Annotated in this window: 17 protein-coding genes; 8 read left to right on the forward strand and 9 right to left on the reverse strand. The window is 63.7% G+C overall.

The window, feature by feature from the left end; translation table 11 throughout:
• Positions 1 to 32 precede the first annotated feature (32 nt).
• Positions 33 to 1,919: a propionyl-CoA synthetase gene (locus tag GSQ89_RS30615; RefSeq protein ID WP_158931890.1), complete on the reverse strand. Its 1,887-nt coding sequence runs from the start codon at positions 1,917 to 1,919 to the stop codon at positions 33 to 35.
• Positions 1,920 to 2,038: 119 nt separating this feature from the next.
• Between GSQ89_RS30615 and GSQ89_RS30620 the strand changes: the two genes are divergently transcribed.
• The 4 genes from GSQ89_RS30620 (at position 2,039) to GSQ89_RS30635 (ending at position 4,872) form a co-directional block, all read left to right on the forward strand.
• Positions 2,039 to 2,800 carry an SDR family NAD(P)-dependent oxidoreductase gene (locus GSQ89_RS30620; protein ID WP_158931891.1) on the forward strand — a complete coding sequence of 254 codons (762 nt, stop codon included), beginning with the start codon at positions 2,039 to 2,041 and terminating at the stop codon, positions 2,798 to 2,800.
• A 91-nt stretch (positions 2,801 to 2,891) separates the two neighbouring features.
• Positions 2,892 to 4,046 (forward strand): LLM class flavin-dependent oxidoreductase, encoded by a 1,155-nt coding sequence (locus GSQ89_RS30625; protein ID WP_158931892.1) that lies wholly within the window; start codon positions 2,892 to 2,894, stop codon positions 4,044 to 4,046.
• A gap of 103 nt (positions 4,047 to 4,149) precedes the next feature.
• Positions 4,150 to 4,338: a hypothetical protein gene (locus GSQ89_RS30630; RefSeq protein ID WP_158931893.1), complete on the forward strand. Its 189-nt coding sequence runs from the start codon at positions 4,150 to 4,152 to the stop codon at positions 4,336 to 4,338.
• A gap of 21 nt (positions 4,339 to 4,359) precedes the next feature.
• A complete protein-coding gene (locus tag GSQ89_RS30635; protein WP_256367362.1) occupies positions 4,360 to 4,872 on the forward strand; it encodes an acyltransferase family protein in 513 nt (170 codons plus the stop codon).
• Between the two features lie 4 nt (positions 4,873 to 4,876).
• Here the strand turns inward: GSQ89_RS30635 and GSQ89_RS30640 are convergent, their stop codons facing one another.
• The 6 genes from GSQ89_RS30640 to GSQ89_RS30665 all read right to left on the reverse strand — a co-directional run bounded on the left by GSQ89_RS30640 (position 4,877) and on the right by GSQ89_RS30665 (position 11,939).
• Positions 4,877 to 5,935, reverse strand: coding sequence for an acyl-CoA dehydrogenase family protein (locus GSQ89_RS30640; protein ID WP_158931895.1), 1,059 nt, complete (start codon positions 5,933 to 5,935; stop codon positions 4,877 to 4,879).
• Positions 5,936 to 5,951: 16 nt separating this feature from the next.
• Positions 5,952 to 6,617, reverse strand: coding sequence for a 3-oxoacid CoA-transferase subunit B (locus GSQ89_RS30645; protein WP_158931896.1), 666 nt, complete (start codon positions 6,615 to 6,617; stop codon positions 5,952 to 5,954).
• A 15-nt stretch (positions 6,618 to 6,632) separates the two neighbouring features.
• Positions 6,633 to 7,316, reverse strand: coding sequence for a 3-oxoacid CoA-transferase subunit A (locus GSQ89_RS30650; RefSeq protein ID WP_158931897.1), 684 nt, complete (start codon positions 7,314 to 7,316; stop codon positions 6,633 to 6,635).
• A gap of 240 nt (positions 7,317 to 7,556) precedes the next feature.
• Entirely contained in the window at positions 7,557 to 9,236 is a 1,680-nt protein-coding gene (locus GSQ89_RS30655; RefSeq protein ID WP_158931898.1) for a hypothetical protein, read from the reverse strand.
• Between the two features lie 321 nt (positions 9,237 to 9,557).
• Positions 9,558 to 10,085 carry a hypothetical protein gene (locus GSQ89_RS30660; protein ID WP_158931899.1) on the reverse strand — a complete coding sequence of 176 codons (528 nt, stop codon included), beginning with the start codon at positions 10,083 to 10,085 and terminating at the stop codon, positions 9,558 to 9,560.
• A gap of 213 nt (positions 10,086 to 10,298) precedes the next feature.
• Positions 10,299 to 11,939, reverse strand: a complete 1,641-nt coding sequence (locus GSQ89_RS30665) for a sulfotransferase (RefSeq protein WP_216856488.1) — start codon at positions 11,937 to 11,939, stop codon at positions 10,299 to 10,301.
• A 712-nt stretch (positions 11,940 to 12,651) separates the two neighbouring features.
• Between GSQ89_RS30665 and GSQ89_RS38820 the strand changes: the two genes are divergently transcribed.
• Complete coding sequence (locus tag GSQ89_RS38820) at positions 12,652 to 13,272, forward strand: PEP-CTERM sorting domain-containing protein (protein WP_216856489.1); 621 nt, start codon at positions 12,652 to 12,654, stop codon at positions 13,270 to 13,272.
• Between the two features lie 196 nt (positions 13,273 to 13,468).
• Positions 13,469 to 15,676, forward strand: coding sequence for a tetratricopeptide repeat-containing sulfotransferase family protein (locus GSQ89_RS30675; protein WP_158931901.1), 2,208 nt, complete (start codon positions 13,469 to 13,471; stop codon positions 15,674 to 15,676).
• Here GSQ89_RS30675 and GSQ89_RS30680 read toward each other — a convergent pair whose 3' ends face one another.
• Positions 15,677 to 17,098: a VanZ family protein gene (locus GSQ89_RS30680; protein ID WP_216856490.1), complete on the reverse strand. Its 1,422-nt coding sequence runs from the start codon at positions 17,096 to 17,098 to the stop codon at positions 15,677 to 15,679.
• Positions 17,099 to 17,352: 254 nt separating this feature from the next.
• Between GSQ89_RS30680 and GSQ89_RS30685 the strand changes: the two genes are divergently transcribed.
• Both GSQ89_RS30685 and GSQ89_RS30690 read left to right on the forward strand, forming a co-directional pair.
• A complete protein-coding gene (locus tag GSQ89_RS30685; RefSeq protein ID WP_158931903.1) occupies positions 17,353 to 18,306 on the forward strand; it encodes a hypothetical protein in 954 nt (317 codons plus the stop codon).
• 310 nt (positions 18,307 to 18,616) lie between these two features.
• A complete protein-coding gene (locus GSQ89_RS30690; protein WP_158931904.1) occupies positions 18,617 to 19,321 on the forward strand; it encodes an ATP-binding protein in 705 nt (234 codons plus the stop codon).
• Between the two features lie 54 nt (positions 19,322 to 19,375).
• Here the strand turns inward: GSQ89_RS30690 and GSQ89_RS30695 are convergent.
• The coding region (locus tag GSQ89_RS30695) for a phosphopantothenoylcysteine decarboxylase (RefSeq protein WP_305782265.1) at positions 19,376 to 19,784 on the reverse strand (409 nt) is incomplete at its 5' end.

The raw sequence follows: 19,784 nt of genomic DNA on the forward strand, positions 1-19,784 counted from the left end.
CAACAAACGCTGGCTGCTCAACGCGTTCGATCCTACCCGCCGAACAACGCCCGTAACTCATCCAGCGCCGCGGGGTCCTCGATCGTCGGGGGTACCGGCGCGTCCTCTCCATCCGCGATCCGCCGGATGCTGCCGCGCAGGATCTTTCCCGATCGGGTCTTGGGCAGCCGCGCCACGACCCTTGCATCCTTGAAGGCGGCGACGGGGCCGATGCGTTCGCGGACCAGAGCGATCAGTTCGGCGGCGACGTCCGCCTCCGGCCGATTGACGCCAGCTTTCAGCACCACGAATCCCATCGGGGCCTGGCCTTTCAGCTCGTCGCGCGCGCCGATCACCGCGCATTCGGCGACATCATGGTGGGAGGCGAGAACTTCCTCCATCGATCCGGTGGACAAACGATGGCCGGCGACGTTGATGATGTCGTCAGTGCGCCCCATCACCCAGACGTCACCATCCGAATCGACCACGCCGGCGTCGCCCGTGCGGTACCAGCCGGGGAAGTCGGACAGGTAGGACGTGCGGTAGCCCTCGTCGTTCTGCCACAGCGTCGGGCCACAGCCAGGCGGCAGGGGCAGCCGCAGCGACAGGTTGCCGGTCTCGCCAGCGGACAGCACCCGGCCGTTGTCGTCCAGGGCGTGCAGGTCGTAGCCAGGACATGGGCGACCGCCGCTGCCGGGTTTGAACGGGAACAGGCCGAACTGACGGAAGCCGGCGGTGATCGGCCAGCCTGTCTCGGTCTGCCACCAGTGATCGACGATGGGTTTGCCGAACAGTTCGTGCGCCCAGATCGCCGTCGGTGGGTCGCAGCGCTCGCCGGCGAGATACAGCGCCTGCAACGACGACAGGTCATGGCGGCGGGTCAGCGCGCCCTCGGGGTCCTGCTGCTTGATGGCGCGTATTGCGGTGGGGGCGGTGAACAGCACCTTCACCTTGTGCTGCGCGATCACCCGCCAGAACGCGCCGGCATCGGGTGTGCCGACGGGCTTGCCCTCATACATCACCGAGGTGCAGCCGCGCAGCAGCGGGCCGTAGACGATGTAGCTGTGGCCGACGACCCAGCCGACGTCGGAGGCGGTCCACCACACGTCGCCCGTGTCCACCCCGTAGATCATCCGCATCGAGTTCCACAGCGCGACCGCGTGACCGCCATTGTCCCGAACCACCCCCTTGGGCCGGCCGGTGGTGCCGGAGGTGTACAGCACATACAGCGGATCGGTCGCCGGCACGGGAACGCAGCCATGCGGGACAGCCGCATCCATCGCGGCAGCGAAATCATGATCCAGGCCCGGCGTCAGCGCCGCCTGGGCCTGCGGACGCTGCAGGATAAGGCAGGCATCGGGCTTGTGCGGCGACAGTGTGATGGCGGCGTCCAGCAGAGGCTTGTATTGGATCACCCGGCCTGGCTCCAGCCCGCAGGACGCCGAGACGATCACCTTGGGCTTGGCATCGGCGATGCGCGAGGCCAGTTCAGCCGCCGCGAACCCGCCGAACACGACGGAGTGGATGGCGCCGAGGCGGGCGCTGGCCAGCATGGCAATGGCGGCCTCGGGAACCATGGGCATGTAGATGACGACACGGTCGCCCTTGGTGACCCCCAGGGAGGCCAGCGCGCCGGCCAGGCGCTCCGTGCGGTCCAGCAGTTCCGCGTAGGTGAAGGTTGTGACGGTGTCGGTCATCGGGCTGTCGTGGATCAGCGCGGCTTGCGCGCCTCGGCCGGCTTCGACGTGGCGATCCAGGCAATTGTAGCAGGTGTTCAGCATTCCGCCGGCGAACCACTGGCCGAAGGCGCCCAGGGATGGATCGAAAACCTTGTCCCACGACCTAATCCAGTCGATGCCTTGAGCCTCCGCCGCCCAGTAGGCGGCGGGATCGCGCATCCAGTCGCCGTAGGCTGCCGCATAGGACGGGGCGTCGGTCATGCTGCGTTGCTCCCTGGTTCGTTGCGTTGGTTTTCAGACGGGACCGCGCGGCGGTCAAGCCAGACTTGCGTGCGCCCGCGCGGGGTGGTTTCTGCATGCCGGTAACGGAGGAAAACACGATGCGGATCGACGGTCTCGCGGCGCTGGTGACGGGTGGCGGTTCCGGGTTGGGCGCGGCGACGGCGGCGCATCTGGCGGCGCTAGGCTGCAAGGTGGCCGTGGCCGACATCAACCAGGCGGCGGCCGAAGCCCGCGCCGCGACGATCGGTGGCATCGGCATCGGCTGCGACGTCGCGGATGCGGCATCGGGCGAGGTCGCCTTCGCCGCTGCTCGCAAGGCCCATGGGCCGGTCCGCATCCTGGTGAACTGCGCCGGCGTCGGCACCGCCGGGCGCATCGTCGGACGTGACGGGCCGCTGAAGCTGGAGGCATTCGAGCGTGTTATCCGGGTCAACCTGATCGGCACGTTCAACATGCTGCGTCTCGCGGCGGCGGAGATGTCCGACGCCGAACCGCTGGACGAAGGCGAACGCGGCGTGATCGTGAACACGGCCTCGATCGCGGCGTATGAGGGTCAGGTCGGGCAGCCGGCCTATGCGGCGTCGAAGGGCGGCGTGGTCGGGCTGACGCTGCCAGCGGCACGTGAACTGGCTCGGGCCGGCGTGCGGGTGGTGACCATCGCGCCGGGACTGTTCCACACGCCGATGGTGGACGGATTGCCGCCCGAGGTGCAGGCCAGCCTGGGCGCCGGCATCCCGTTCCCGGCTCGGCTGGGCCGGCCATCCGAATACGCCGAACTGGTGGAGCATATCGTGCGCAATCGTTTCTTGAATGGTGAGGTCATCCGGTTGGATGGCGCCTTGCGCATGCCGCCGCGGTGACTTTCATCTCCGCCCGCGCGGCCGGCGGGCTTGGCCCGGCCGAGGCGCGGACGGTAGAGTCGACGCCAATCAACCCAGGGAGAAAAACGCCATGATCACACGCTTCTCCACCGTCTATCCCGGCCATATCGATCTGCCGGACCACGGCCAGAACGCCACGCCGGCCAACGAACGCCGCTTCTCCAACACAGAACTGGCCGGCGTCTTCGGCAAATCCGAACGCATCGCGATGCTAATGGACCGCCTCGGCTGGGACACGCTGTGGATGGCCGAACACCACTTCCAGTACGAGGGCTACGAGGTCATCCCGAACTTGCTGATGCTCGCGGTCCACCTCGCGCACACGACGAGAACCCTCAAGATTGGCTGCGGCTTCAACATCGCGCCGATGTGGCACCCACTGCGGCTGGCCGAAGACTACGCCGTCGCCGATATCCTCACCAAGGGCCGCACCGTGTTCGGCGTCGGCCGCGGCTACCATACGCGCGAAGTCGAGGCCTTCGGCGCCCCGATGCTCGACCAGGACGCCAACCGGGACCTGTTCGAGGAGCAGGTCGAGATCATTTTCAAGGCGTTCAACAATGAATCCTTCGCGCACCACGGCAAGCACTACACCCTGCCGCCGGAGGTCCCCTATCGCGGCTACACGCTGAAGGAACTGACGTTGGTCCCGCGTCCGATCCACTCGACGGAGACGTGGCAGCCGGTGGTCAGCGCCAGCGCCCGCGGTTTGGATTTTATGGTCAAGCACGGCATCAAGGGTGCCGTGGGCGGCGGCGCGGCGACGTTGCAGCAAGGTCCGATCACCGCCTACCAGCAGGCCGCCGCCCGCGCCGGCCAGGACCTGAAACTTGGCGAGAACCTGATGTTGGGCATCTTCTTCCACCTCGCCGAAACCCGCGAAAAAGCCGTGGCGGCGCTGCGGCCGCTATATGAGGAACACGCCAAGATGTTCGCCCCGCTGGGTTTCCTGCCCGGCGCCACGCCAGCGCAGGTCGCGGCCATCGGCAAGCGCGGTGGCTGGGCCGAGGCGGGCGTGCCGACGCTGGAGCACTACATGGAAACCGGCGCCTGGTTTGCCGGCACGCCCGAAGACCTGGTCGCCTACCTGAAGGACCTGGAAAACCGCTATCCCGGGATGCAGGACATCAACCTCAGCACCCCGATGGGCACGCCCGAGGCACTGATGCTGGAGCAGTTTCAATGGGTGTCGGAGGCGGTGATGCCGGCATTCCGCCGCCAATGATACCAAATTGAAACCACACCCCACATAGACTTCGGCTTTCAGTCGCCGATGCGCCGCCGGCTCCTCGGTATCGGTGGAACCGCTCGGCACCCGAGGGCGATCGATGACCGAGCCGAGCCGGAACACGCCGCGCTTGGGCTGGCTCGACGGTTTACGCGGGCTGGCCGCCATGCAGGTCGTTCTACTGCACTATGTCTTCGCATTTTCGCCGACCATGGACTCGACCTATCCGCTGCCGATCTATGACTTCTGGTGGCGCGGCCTCCTGACCGCGCCGTTCATTTTCCTGTAGGATGGGCACTCGGCCGTCTATCTGTTCTTCATTATGAGCGGCGTCGCCCTGACTTACGCCTTCTCCGCTCGTCCCTTCGCGTTTCTGCCTACGGTGACGCGCCGCGTGATCCGCCTGGGCCTGCCGATGACGGCGGCTACCATCCTCGCCGCCGTCCTTTATGCGCTATTGCCCGATGCGCACGCCACCGCCGCGGCTTACACGGGATCGCCCTGGCTGCGGACCATCGGTCCGGTCAGTCCCTCCGTGACCGCGATCATCCACCAGATCGTCTTTGAGGGCCTGCTGGTGGGCTTCGACGGCTGCTCCCTGCTACCCGGTTGGGCAATCGGCCACCTGACCCTGGCCGGGGAGCACGCCTTCGACGCACCGCTCTGGACGCTGCATATCGAGTTCTGCGGCATTGCCGCCAGTCTGGTCCTTGCGTTCGCGTTCGAACGCTGGGTCGATCATCCCGCGATCAAATTGAGCCGCATGATCGACGCCCGCCGCCGGCCCTCTGTTTCGCCTCTACCAGTGAGCGAGGCCGTCTAAGCCCTCAATCCTCGTCACTCTCCGGCGCGAGCGCCCGGAACCGCGCCCGATGCAGCGAAGCCGACCCATAGGACGGCGCCAGTACCATCATCTTGCGCAAGAACAGCCCCGGATCAGCAGCATCCGTATAGCCGATCCCGCCATGCAACTGGATGCACCCGCGAGTTACCATGCCCGCCGCATCCGACGCTCGGGCCTTGGCCCGTGACACTGCCGCCTTGCGTACCGCGGGATCGCTCGCCGAGTCATATTTCGCCGCCGACGCCTCCACCACCGCTCGCGTCAGCGACAACTGGATCCGCAAATCCGCCGATCGGTGCTGCAACGCCTGGAACGACCCGATCTTGCGGCCGAATTGCTCGCGGGTTTTCAGATACTCCAGCGTGACCCCGAATACCCGGTCCATGCAGCCTAACAGATACGCACTCGTTGCCAGAACGGCGGTTTCCAGCGCCTCGGACGCGTCACCGGGGAAAATCTCCGCCGGTGCGTTATCCAGCGTCAGCGTGCCGAACCCACCGCCGTCCTGGGTCTGCGTCATCTCCAGGTGAGTTCCCGACGCACCGCGTTCCACCAGCGCCAAACCCGTCGTCGTGGTCACCAGGAAGGCATCTGCCCCGGCGGCCATCGCCACGAATAGTTTTTTGCCGGTGACTGTCCCGTTGCCGGCAACCGTGCCACCGGCGGCGACTTCCAGGCTGTGCGGTCCTTCCTGCCACGCTGGCAGCACGATCCGGTCGCCGCTCAGCACCTCGGCCAGATGCGATTCCGGCAGCAGCCGAGCCGCCATCGCCGCACCGATCAGCGGTTCGGGGACAAGCGACGCACCAAGTTCCTCGGTCAGTGCGCAGAATTCCCGGGTGCCCAGTCCCGACCCACCGGCGGCTTCCGGGATCATCAGGCCGAGCCAACCCATCTGGCACATTTCCCGAAACACCGCCCGATCGAATCCCGGTTCAATGAACCGCCGTGCCCTGATACGTCGGAAATCACCAGTGCGAGGCGCGATCCCGGCCGCGCTGTCGCGGATCATCCGCACGCCTTCGTCGCGGTCCTCGCTCATCGGGTCGTCTCCGGTATCAGGCGGGCAAATGCAGCTTGGCTTCGGTGCGCGCTTGCAAATCGTCAAAACTCAGACCTGGTGCCATGCTCAGCACCACGAATCCTCGATCGGTGACGTCCAGCGTCGCCAGGTTGGTGTAGACGCGCTTGACAGCGCCCGGCGCGGTCAGCGGATAGCTGCACTTGGTTACCAACTTGGACTGGCCGTCCTTGGTGGTGTGCTCCATCAGCACCCACAGGCGCTTGGCCCCGGCCGCGAGATCCATCGCACCGCCCACTGCCGGCGCCGTATCGTTCTCACTGGTTGCCCAGTTGGCGATGTCGCCGTTGTCCGCGACCTGGAACGCCCCCAGCACGCACAGATCCAGGTGCCCGCCACGGATCATCGAGAAACTATCGGCGTGGTGGCAGAAGCTGCCGCCCGCCCGCATCGTGACGTATTGCTTGCCGGCGTTGATCAACCACGGCTCGATCTTGTCCTTCGCCGGTGCCGGCCCCATGCCCAGCACGCCGTTCTCGGAATGGAAGATCACTTCCCGATCCATCGGCACGTAGTCGGAGATCATCGTCGGAATCCCGATCCCCAGGTTGACATACCAACCCTCGGGGATGTCGGCGGCGGCGCGCTGCGCCATTTGCGCGCGGCTGAAAGGCTTGAAGTCGGCGAGTGCGGTAGCGGACATATCAGCGTCTCCTGATCAGAAGCCGGAAGGGTCACCGTAAGGTACGTGCAGCACGCGGTCCACGAAGATACCGGGCGTCACGATATGGTCGGGGTCGATGTCGCCCAACTCGCGCACGTGCTGGCTCTGCACCAACGTCAGCGCCGAGGCCATCGCGATCACCGGATTGAAGTTCCGGCCGGCCTGCTTGTAGGTCAGGTTGCCCCAGCGATCGGCTTCCCACGCTTCCACCAGCCCGACATCGCCTTTCAGCGCCTGCTCCAGGATGTAGATGCGTCCATCGATCTCCCGGTGTTCCTTACCCACGGCCATCTTGGTGCCGACACCGGTGGCGGTGAAGAACGCCGGCACCCCTGCCCCGGCCGCGCGCATGCGTTCGGCCAGCGTGCCCTGCGGAACGATTTCCAGCTCGATCTTGCCGGCGCGATAGAGGGTTTCGAACACCACGGGGTCGGAGCTGCGCGGGAATGAGCAGACGATCTTGCTGACGCGCCCCAGTTCCATCAACCGAGCCAGGCCGGTATGGCCAACGCCGGCGTTGTTGCAGGCGACGGTCAGGTTGGTGGCCCCCTGCTCGATCAGCCCGTCGATCAGCGCATTGGGCTGTCCGACAGCACCGAATCCACCGAGGAGGACGACGGAACCATCCTTGATGCCGGCCATCGTATCGGCCATGGACTGGACGATCTTGTTGATCATGCTAGGCGTTTCCTCGAAGCGCTATTATCCCGGCTGGTGTAGCGCCACCGCTCGCATGTGCCAAGGACCACGGACCGAGGAGACCGGACATGAGGGTGAAAAACCGAAGCATCACCGCTAGGTCTCGAAGGCCTCGGAACGATCATCCAAGCTTGGATTAAGCCGCGCCAGACAAGCGGTTGTCCGCCATCTTCCGCCGGTTTGCCGTGGCAACGAGGACCCATTCGCATATTTTGGCACTCAATTTTGGCACCTCGGCGTTTCATCCCACTGTATCAGACCACACCAGCAGACCAGAAAGAACAGGGTCGCCAGCCGCGGTGCCTCCAGCACATTGTCGAACAGGCCAGAGATCATGAACCCGGCGATCGCGCCTGCCACCGCGGCACCCGTCACCGCACCACCGCGCAGCGCCCGTAAACCGCCCGCAAGCGCGAGGCCGGTCAGCGTGGCAAAGGCGGTCAGTCCCAGGATACCGGTTTCGAACCACAGCATCAGATACTGGCTCAGCATGCGCCAGGACACGTGGCTGTCGTCGGTAAATATCCAGCGGTCGAGGCCGTGGCGGAAGTCGCCATTGGCCAGCATCGGCCGGCCGGAGTCGTCGGTCAGGCTGATGTCACGCACCTCGATCCGATGGCCGATCCGGCCGGACAGCGACAATTCGACCGGACGGCGCAGCAGGCCAAACAACGCCCAGCGCCCCAAGCCGGTAGTGGGAATTGTGGCATGAAGGGTCGTCCACTGGTTCGGTATCGCGGACGCGGTGTCGGCGGATTGGCAATTGTCCGAATACAGCAGGACTTTGTCGCAGATTAACGCACTGGCCACCAGTCCGTCGGGGGAACGTGACCAAAACGTCAGATGCCACGGACCGTTGTCCGGCACCGTGATCTTCTGGCCCAGGTAGAACGGCGTTTCGACCCGCATCGACACGTACGGGCCAGCGGCATCCCGGTCCAGCACCAGATCGCTCGGCCGATTAACGGGGGAGCGTGACAGCATGGTCCGTTGGTAACTGCCGAGCCCCATGCCAAACAGCGCGGTGGAGATGTCGCGGTCGCGCACCGCCAGCCCGGCCCACCAGTTCTGTTCCCGCGTCGAAAGGTCGGTCTCACTGTCGGCGAAACGATGGTACATACCGGTGAAATCCGCCACGCCGGCCAGTGTGGCCAGCATCAGGACAACCGGCACGATGCCGATCGCGGCCCAGCGCATGCGGCGCCGGGTGGCGATCCACAGGCCCCCAAGGCCGGTGATCGCCATCGCGGCGGTGCCGGCGGCGTAGCCCGTGCGGGCGAAGGTGACGGCCAGCGTGTAGGCTCCCGCCAAACAGGCCAGCGGCGCCAGGACCGTGCCCACCCAGCGCGGGCGAAACTGGAACAGGCACAGCGTGAACGGCAGCGCCAGCGCGGTGTAGGCGCCGATATGTCCGCCGCCGACACGCATGCTGGAGAACGGCCCAGCGACCCGGTACGCCGTGCTGGTGTCCAGGATACTGGCGAACAACAGCCGTTCGGCGAGAACCTCGACCGTCACCGCCATCAGCCCGGCGGCCATGCCATAGGCGAACAGCGACACCGCGTCATGGTGGGTGCGCTGGCGCCGGCGGATGAACGGCAGCAGCGCGAGCGCCTCGACGACCGCCTTGGCGAGGCGCAGCGCATTGTCGGGGCGCAGGAACGGGTTGTCCGAGTGGCCAGTATAACCGAGCGGAGAGGCCAGACCGATGATGGTGCTGACGGCGTAGGCAGCAACCAGCAGCAGCAACACGGCCCGGGGCCAGAGGGCAGGAAGAAGGTCGTCCGGCCGTGGTGGCGCGCGCAGCAGAAGAACGGCAAGGGTGATGAGGACGAAGAAGTCGGACTCGCCGACGACCATCCAGCCGGTCCACAGGCCAAGGTCGAGGGCTGGGATCACAATGGGCCATATGACGAGAAAGATTGCCGGCCAGCGCCACAAGACAGCGGCATAGACGATTAGGGCAGCAGTGAGGGGCAAGGCGGGCAGTGGGTAGTCCCAGCAGCCCAAGGCCACGATGGCAAAACAGATTGCAGTCAGGGATAGACGCACCGAGCGGGCCAGCCTGTCGACGTGCGGACTCACATACCCCCCAAGATCAAGCCATCACGCCGGCGGCGGCATCCCGTTCAAACCAGCGGTTCATTAACCCGGGGGGACCCGGCACGCTACCTCATCTGCCATGATCGCAACAGTCAGCATTGCCGGCTGGCAGTGCCGTCAGCAATGGCTCGCAGACACCGTGACGGCAAGCATCGGTGCGGAGCCGCTGCCGCAGAATGAGTATGTGCCTGTGCTGCTGAACGGGATGGTACCCGACATATTGGCATAAAGCGTGTAAGTATAAGAAGCGGAACCGTATGTGTACGTTATTGTCCCTGGCGCCTGAGAGTTAATTGGATTGGTAGAGACGACAGAATAACTGCCCGTAGGATGCGCAATTGTATCGGATGGATCGATCGGATCAGACGGGCCTTTCTTGTAATCGAGCACGAACCCGCTTTTATGCTGCTCATTCCACGTCGCGTTTGGGGAGTTGCCCACACAGGCCCAACGGCCACCACCACCTGTCAGGAGACTGGAGATCTGACTTGATGTCAGCGCCGTCGCGCCCGGGCAAGTTTGCCCGAAGGCATGGCTGGCGCCAAACATCATCAACGACGCGCCCGCAGCAAGAAACCGGTTCACTGACATGTCTCCGTAAGCAAGAATCACGCAATCTTGAAGTGGCCACGTTAATGCAGCCATGATCGATCCGCAAGTGGTTCAAAGGGTTTTGCTCGTATCATTTACGATGGGATGACGCATTTTATGATCGCAACATCAACTGGATATGGATTGCTCCAATGGATGAGATCATGACAACCGAGACGGGCGTTCATGCCATCGATTTAGCATACAATAGGATCAACGGATCATGACAAATTCAACCCTTGGTTGCAAATATCACGGCCAAACTACCTACACTTCCGCGTCAATTGGGGACGATTCAGCAACGTCTGACAGCAATTCCCGCAATTCGCCGAGCCAGGGCTCATAACGCCGCCAGCGTTCGACCGACGTTCGGTAGATCGGCTGGCGCGCCTGCCACAGGCTGGCGGTAATGATACGGCGTTGGTTGTGGTGCGGGGTGAGACAGGCGTCGTCCCACTCAAGGCCGCAGGTCGCGATTAGCTGCCGCGTGAGCGGTTCCGGATCCGCGACGAGGGCCTCATAGTCGACCTCGATGAAGCGATCCGGCGGCAGGACCGCGCGCCAGTGGGCCATCAGACGCAGATATTGGCGATAGAAGAAAACTAGGTCGCCCCGATTGCTGGCGAAATCGAATGAAGCCTGGAAATCAGTGCTGTAGATGGACAGGCAGGTATCGATCGGGTTCCGCCGGCAATGCACGATCGTCGCACGTGGAAACACCTGCCGGATCACACCCAGGTGGGCGAAATTGAACGGCAGTTTATCGGTGACGCGATGTGCGTCAGGCGAGATGCCGCGCAGGACCGCCAGATAGTCGCTGGCGAGACGGCGTGCCGCATCGGGCTTGGCGGGGGCGTCGAAAGTGCCAAGGCCGGCGAGATTTTGCTCACGCCAGAATGGCAGTTCACCGCCGGCCGCGACATTGGGATGGCTCGACACGATTTGTTCGGCCAAGGTGGTACCAGAACGCGGCATGCCCACGATCAGGATCGGCGTTGCGTCCTCAACCCCCATCTCCGGGCGGCGTTCAAGATAACCTGGTGGTGCGGAAGCGATGACATGGTCCGTTTGCCGCGCAAGTGTCATGTGATCAAAACGGCCGCGCGTCGCGCGGATTCGGTTTGCGGCATCGATGTGACGAATGGCCGTGGCATAATCCTGGATGTCGTCGTGCGCCTTGCCGAGCGCGAAATGAAGGGCTTGGCGTTGCAAAACCCTCAATTCCGGCCGGGCCAGGCAGGTGCTCATTCGATCGATCAGGTCTTTATCCTGGACCCGGAATTTCTTATTCGTCGCAAGTTGGTTCCACGCACCTAGATTCAGGTCGAGCGACAGGCCACGTTCCAGATGGGCTGCTGCCTCCCCGGATCGGCCGCTCTCGGCCAAGAGTTGGCCGAGCGCGACATAGGCTTCGCCGCACTCGGGCTCCTCCGCGATAAGATCGCGCAGCAGCGATTCCGATACGGCGACGGCTCCGACGATATTTTGGGCATAGGCTGCGTAAATACGGGCGCTGACGGATCCCACAGCGGTCGCAGCGGCCGCAGCGGCCTGAAACGCCACTTCGGCCTGGGGACGCCGCCCCATCGCCAAATAGATCTGCCCTATGCGGGCATGCACGGCGTGCAGGCTGGGATCCAGCCTGACGGCCATTTGGAAAGCAACGACCGCCTCACGCTCGCGGCCGAGATGGTCGAGGGCATTCCCGAGATTCATGTGTGCGTTTTTGAGATCGGGTTTGAGACTAAGCGCATGACCAAACGCGGATACCGCCTCTTCCAGTCGCCCGAGATACAGGCAAGCCAACCCCAGATCGTGCCGTACCGTGGCGACCGTGGGATCGAGTTCGATCGAACGCTGGAATTGTTCGACCGCCAGTACGTGCTGCCCCGCCTGGGCGAGCCTCACACCCCGAACAGCAAGCTGGTTGGCCTGGCGGACGCGTGATTTCGATGGCTGCCCCGCTATCGCGGCGGCAGGCCGCAGCCGCTTAGCCGCATGGTCGCTGAAAATCTGGCCCGCGTCCGGAAGTGGCGGAGACAACGAGGGCTTAGGCGCGATGTGGGCGAATATTGCCTTGTCGGCGGGGCTCGGCATCGGTCACGCCCTCTGTCTGGTTGTTGCGGGCATGACGGGGTCCTATCCGGAATGACGCGCCGAACGCAATCGAGCTGACGTCCTGACGATATCATCCAGATGAAACCGCCGGGTTCCGGCGAACGATCGGCGCACGAAGTTATCGGGATAGCTCGTCAAAATTGCCTTTTATTTAGAATGGTTACATGGGCTGTCAGCAATTTTTACATTCATTTATTGCGAATTATCAAAAATATCACCCTGAAGCCGACCTTGATGGCAGTGCGATTGGCAACCTTGCGAGTCGCGGTCCGTGCTGGGTGTCGGGAGTGGCTCCGGATGTCGGCGATGTGTCGGAAAACTTTACACATCCCCAATTTAACGCACGAAATGTACGCGAAAACGGTCTCCATACCATTGATTAATTGCGATTCATTTCGATTGGCACAGATAGTGCTACGATGTGATATAGTGACGGGTGCATCGTTCGCGGTGTCGAATCCGACGCGGAATTACGGCGTCTAGATCGGGTGGGGCGAGAGCCATGGGCTTAAAGAATGTGTTGCTAACAGGTGCATCAGTCGTTGCGCTTGCCACCGCGGCGATCCCGGCCCATGCCGCGCCCATACAAACCAATCAAATACAAACCAATCAGTGGTACACAGGCGCGTTCAATTCTACGGCCGCCTCCGCCCTGTTTGGCCCCGGCACGGTTTTGGGCGCCAATCCGACACCGGGCACGAACGCCACGGTGGTGTTTGCACCTGTTAACACGAGCACCCCTTGGACAACGGTCGATTTGCCGTTCGGCGGATTTCTTACGGTCACGGATGTGGAAAATTCGGGTGACTCGTTCGATATCAGTGTGAACGGAGTCGATCTGGGAACAACCTCCAAGGGCACGATAGGTGCCAACTGCAACAACGAAATCGCTTGCGCGGTCTCTGGTACCAGTGCTGCCGATTTCAGCCATGGGACATTTGTCCTTCCGGCTGGCACCGATACATTTAGTGGAATCGTCAACACCCAGATCAGCGGTGGCAATTTTGACTTCATCATCGAGGCGAATGCCAACCCCAATAATCCCGTGCCTGAGCCGGTTTCGCTCGCTGTTCTCGGAGTGGGTATGGCTGGCTTGGCCGCCGTTCGCCGTCGCAAGCGATAAGGTTTCGGACGTCGCGGTATCCGGAACCAGCAATCGACCTGCGTAGCCAAATACGCGGGCGACCCGACTAACTTGTCCGTCATGGCCTTGGGTGTTCGCGCCCAAGGTATATTCTTAACCAGCTTGCTTGCACGATCGCGGATTTCCTTCAACCATCGGGCCTGCCGCCACCAAAGCGGAAGAGGTACGGGACCGCGTGGCAGACGACATCGACCTTGAGCAAATCCTCGACAAAGCCCTGACGTGGCAGGAAGCTGGGCAGTTGGATCTGGCCGAAGCCGGCTACCGCACCGTCCTGCAACACGACCCAAACGAGTTGGATGCGCTCAACCTGCTGGGGGTCATTCTGCAGGAACGTGGTGCTATAGATGAGTCGATAAGGCTCATCATGCGCGCGCTGGAGATAGACCCTGCCTTTCCGGAGGCGTTGGCCAATCTTGCCCGAGCGAAGCGTCTCGTGGGGGAGCCTATGGCGGCGGCGGAGGTGGCGCGTCGCGCCATCGCCTTGGATCCGGAACTGACGACGGCGCATCTCCAACTTGGGCGGGCCCTGTTCGATCTCGGCGATGACGCCGGAGCGGCCGAGGCCTTGCGCCAGGCCACCACCCTGGCACCGCTGTCGATAGAGGCCTTTGTGCCGCTTGGTATGGCCCTGGTCCGGCTGAACGACCCCAAAGGTGCCGACAGCGCCCTGACCGCCGCCCTGGCACTGGCTCCGGACCAAGCCGCCACCACGATCAACCTTGCGCCCGCATTCGCCGATCTCGCGCGCATCTATCGCGAAACCGGCGATGCCTCAGCGGCGGTCGAGGCGGGCAGGCGCGCGGTCGCTCTTGATCCGGGTCTGTCCGACGCACACCTGCAACTCGGTCGCGCGCTACTCACGCATCAGGATGATGGCGGCGCGATCGAGGTATTTCGTCGCGCGACCGCCATGGCTCCGGGTTCGCTTGAGGCACATATCGGTCTCGCGCTGGCCCTGACCCGTCTGCAGAATCATGTGGCCGCCGTGGAGAGCTGGCGGGCGGCGCTGGCGCTGCAGCCCGACGATCCCGGCTTGCTGATCGAGGTCGCGAGTTCACTCGGCGCGCTCGAACGCTTCAACGAAGCGTTGGCGACCTATCGGCGAGCAGACGCCCTGATACCCGGCCACCTGCGCGCGCAAGTCGGCATCATAGGAACGTTGGCCCGGATCGGGGACGTCACCACAGCGGCTGATCTGTGCCGGCAAGCGATCGAGAAGACGCCGGACTGGTCCAGCCTGTGGGTGCTGATGGCTTATTGCGAGGGGAGGATGGGGCATTTCGATGCGGCCGCAGACGCCTACCGGCGCGCCCTGGTGCTCGAACCCGGCTTGGGCAACGCACTCAACGGCCTGGCCGCGGTGGGTGAACGCTTCGACGACGACGCGGCGAAAGATGCGGCGCGGGACGTGGTGAACGACCCGTCCCGGCCAGTGCGAGACCGCATTGCCGCGGGGTTCGCGTTGGGGCGGGTGCATGATCGGTACGGAGCGTATGATGAAGCCTTCGAGGCCTATACCGCCGCCAACGCGCTGATGCGAGCGGACCGGGGGCTTGCGTTCGACCGCACTCACTATCGTCTTCTGGTGGATCGGCTGATCGCGGCGGTTGGTCCACAGGCTTTCGCGGCAACGGCGGGATTAGGCGATCCGACAGAGATGCCGGTGTTCGTTGTTGGCATGCCGCGCTCCGGCACGACTTTGGTGGAACAAATAGCTTCCAGCCATAAGTTGGTCTTCGGTGCCGGCGAGCAAAAGGACATCCCCCGGATTCTCGCCGCGTTGGGTGCGGAGGAAGCGGCTTGGCCCCCTGCCGCGTGGGATCGGGCATCGGTGCGCCGCGAAACCCGGTCGCACGCGCGGCACCTCTACGACTTGGCCGGTGGTGCCGTCCGGGTGATCGACAAACAGGTGGATAACATCATGTTTCTTGGTCAGATCGCCGTATTGTTCCCGCGAGCCAGGATCGTGGTCTGCCGGCGCGACCCGCGAGACGTGTGCCTGTCATGCTTCTTCCAGTTCTTTTCAGACGATACCATGACGTGGACCAACGACCTCACGGATTGCGGATTTCGGGCACGCGAGATCGACCGCCTGATGGATCACTGGCGCAAGGTGCTACCAATCCCTATCCTGGAAATTCAATACGAGACCCTGGTCGGCAACCTGGAACGGGAGAGTCGTCGGCTGATCGATTTCCTCGGGCTGGAATGGGATCCAACCTGTCTTGCGTTCCATGAAACCGAGCGGACCGTACTGACGGCCAGTTACTGGCAGGTGCGACAGCCGCTCTACGCCAGTTCCGTCGGCCGGTGGCGACATTACCAGCATCATCTTGGGCCGCTGCTGCGGGAACTGGGAGGGTCGGCCCTGACGCCCTGATCAGAAATGCTCGATCTCACCCAGAGGCTCGCCGCCGGCAACACCGCGTCGATTCCATACCCGAACAGGGGGCGGACCGGACTGCAGCGCCAGCGCCGTCAGCATCGACCAGATTTGCGGCATCAGCCATACCGTTGCCCATGCGGACAGGCCGGCCAGGGCGACGGCATTGATGTCACCCTCCAGGCCCGGGTGGAAATAGCGCGCCAATTCGACCGCGAATGACAGCACCGCGGCCAGGGCGAAGGCGCGCCGAGCGGTTCGCGGCCCGGGATCGCGGAACCATAAGCCGACGCCGATCGGCATATACATCACGAGATGGGCGACGATGTTCTTCGCAGCCTCGGCCTTCGTCACGATGTAATAGTCGAACAGCGGCATCAGGCCCAACGGATCGACCTGGGTGGCCACGGCGTGCGCCGGCCGCCATTCCAGCGGCCACAGCCGGTTCACGGCAATCAGCATCGCGAGATACGGAACGACCAGCCACGGCACCCACGCTCGGATTCGAGCACGATACCGGATTGGATCGCCCGCGATCACCCACCGGATCGCCGCCGCTCCGGCCGCGATGCCAGCGGTCCGGTAGAGGATGGCGGGCATCGACGGCGCCACGCTGATCACCAGTGTGGTCAAGGCGAAAACGCCGCCGGTCAGCAGCAAACCGATCAGCGTCGCCGCCAAAACCCCTCGCCCGACGCGGAAGATGCCCTTTCGGACGAAGGTCAGCAGCATGCCCACAGGGATGAACGCGGCACTCGCGGCGACGATCAGCGTCACCCGAACCAACAGCGGACGGCCATCGCCGGGCAGCGTCAGCATGGTGTCCGGCAGCCGCCCGATGCACGCCCGCAAATCCGCCGCGTTCAGCGCGAAATCCAGCGGCATCAGCAGGAATATGAGCAACGCGGCAGCATAGAGCCGCAGCGCCAGGACCAGCGCCGCGACGGGATTCCGACGGCTGACCGATGGCCGGATGCGCTGGTGCCAAACAGCGTATCCCGCACCGCCGACGATCGCGCCGATACCCTGGGCGGCAATGTAATTCAGCGTGACTGTGCGAGGCGGAAAGAACAATTGCAGATACTTGGTCGCCAGGATGACGGTCGCGCAGATCAGCAGCGCTCCGATCGCGGCGGGCAGCCTGAATACCGGACGCTGGGGCCAGACCGTGGCGGCAACCAGGAATCCGAACGGAACCAGCATGAGCAGATTGCCCATCCAGTCGGCTCTCTGGTCCGACCCGTTGGCGACGAATCGGATGGCGAGAATCTGGTGAAAGGCCTGGATCGGATCGCGGAAGACGAAATGGAATCCGAACGGCCCGACGACGGTGCTCGAATATAGTATGAAGACGCCATATCCCAGGCAAAGCCAGCCGAAATGGCGGTCGCCAGGATAGGTGAGAGTCTTAAGGTCCATGCGGCCCCAAACGGTCCCTTCCAACGTGTTGATCGCAGCCGACGGCATATGTGGGCCCATCGGCTCGCCGCCGGCTCCGGCCAGACGATAGCGGCGATGCGGACGCATCTTTATCATCCCGTCGTTCAGTTTCGCCAGGGATGTATTGTCCTCCAAGGGATCGGCGTCCGGGACGCCCTGCCTGTGGTCTGACAGATGGCATGGCGGTAAGTTGGTGCGACACATCCCTCCATCGGACCAATAAAGGGCTCGACATGCCGCTATCGCCATCCTCTGCCTGGGCGACGATTGTCCGCACGCTCACGATCCTCGCCGGCTGCCTGACCGGTCCGGCGATGGCGGCCACGCTACTGGTGGGGCCCGGCATGCCATACAAACTGCCATCCGCCGCCGCTGCCGTCGCGCATGACGGTGACCATATCAAGATCGGCGCCGGATCGTATTCTGATTGCGCGGTGTGGAAGGCCAATAATCTGACGATCGAGGGCGCCGGCCCCGATGCCACCATGATCAGCGGACGGCCCTGCGCGGGAAAGGCACTTTTCATCGCGCAAGGCAACGCCATCACGATCCGCAACCTCGCGCTGACCAACGCTCATGTCGCCGACTTCAACGGTGCCGGAATCCGGGCGGAGGGTGGCGATCTGACGGTCGAGCATGTGCGCTTCGCCGATGACGAGGACGGCATCCTGGCCGGCGTCCTGCCCGGCAAAAAGATCGTCGTCCGCGACAGCGAATTCATCGGCGACGGCACCTGCGAGGGCGGCGGCGGGTGCGCCCACGGGATCTATGTCGGCCATATCGGCCTGCTGCGCGTTGAGCACTCAAGGTTTCTCCGCACCCGTTCGGGCCATCACATCAAATCGAGGTCTCTGCGAACCGAGGTGATTGGCTGCGACATGGCGGACGGCACCGATGGCACGTCCAGCTTTGCGGTGGATGTGCCGAACGGTGGCGCGGTGGTGGTCCGCGACAACCATATCCAGAAAGGTCCGCGATCGGAGAACCATCAGGCCGCGATCATGGTCGGCGAAGAAGGTGCCAGCCAGCCCACGCCGGAAATCATCGTCGAGCACAACACATTCCGGGTCGATGGCGGCTACGAGTCCTATCTGCTCAACAACCGGACCCCGACCGGGGCGGTGCTGACGGGCAACACGCTGCAAGGCAATGCCCAGGCACTGCTCGGGAACGGGCACATAAAATGAGATGTGCTGTGTTCGGGATTTAACTGCGACCGGCACCAATTCCACAACACAGGCGTCGCGGGCAGGCGGCGTATGTCGCGGTCGAGAAATCCTTGCTTGACATGATTCAGGTTAGCTGAACGTGGGAAAAATGCCCACGAATTAGCAAAAATCGATTGACGTGGGAAATTTTCCCACATACGATTCACGGCATAATACGACGTTATCTTTAACCATGCTTTAAGGCTTCATCGTCTAAACTGCGCCGCCACCGGATTATCAGGATGCGTCGCCATCGAAGACGGTGCAGCGAAACCGAAAGGCTTCCGACATGTCCTACGTCGCCGCGTTCATGCCCAACGCCCATCGCTCCGCCGTGAGCCAGGGCCAGGGGCAGACGTTTCCGCGATCGGACGACACGATGGACCTTGCCGAAATCGAGGAGGATGGCGCAGGACAGGACATCGACCTGCGGCAATTGCGTCATCACACGAAAAACACGTTGCAGCGCATTCTCGGCCTGATCGCTGAGGCACCGGGCCTTTGCGACACGCCGCAGGGGGAAAAGCTTGCCCAGGAACTGGAATACCGGATCTGCCTGTCAGCGACGATTTCCAACGCCCTGTTCGGCCTGACCGACACACCCGGAACGATGGCGGACCGGATGCGCCAGCTTGCTGGCGCCGTGGTCGATCTGATGCGGGCGCCCGACCAGGTGATCCGCATCGGGGTTTTCGTGCGTGGATGCTGCCCCGCCGGACTGCGTGAAGATGTGCTGCGCAGCGCGCACGAACTGATCGGCAATGCGGTCAAGCACGGTATGAGAGGGCGTCCGCAAGGACGGATCGCCGTCCGGCTGGCGACCGATGAGGATTGCACGACCCTGACGGTGCTCGACAACGGCTGGGGCTTCGCCGGCAAGCCACGTTCAGGCGAAGGACTGGCCCTGACGCGCGATTTCGCCGCTCGCCATGGCGGTTCGCTGACGATGGACGGCATGGAAGGGACCGTGGCAACGCTGGAGTTGCCGCATTAACGCCTGATAGCGTCGCGGTAAATCCATCGCAAGCCAAGCCTGAGATGACCTGCGTTAGGCCAGCGCGTCGGCGATCCGGCGCGCTAGGCGGCGGGCGACGTCATCCTTTGCCAGCCGGGGCCAGGTTTCGATTCCCGCGGCCGAGACGATGTGGACCGTGTTTTCCGCCCCACCCATGATTCCGGTCTCCGGGGAGACGTCGTTGGCGACGATCCAGTCGGCGTTCTTGCGCCGCAGCTTGCCCTGGGCGTTCGCCATCAAATCGTCTGTTTCGGCCGCGAATCCGACCACGAGGCGCGGGCGGTTCGGACCGGCGGCGGCGATGGTCGCCAGGATGTCGGGGTTCGGCACCAGGGTCAGGCTGGGCGGGGCGGCGCCGGGCTGCTTCTTGATCTTGCCAGTGGCGGCGGATTCGACCCGCCAGTCGGCGACGGCGGCGGCGAACACCGCGATATCGGCGGGC

The organism is Acidisphaera sp. S103, assembly GCF_009765975.1.
GTDB lineage: Bacteria > Pseudomonadota > Alphaproteobacteria > Acetobacterales > Acetobacteraceae > Rhodopila.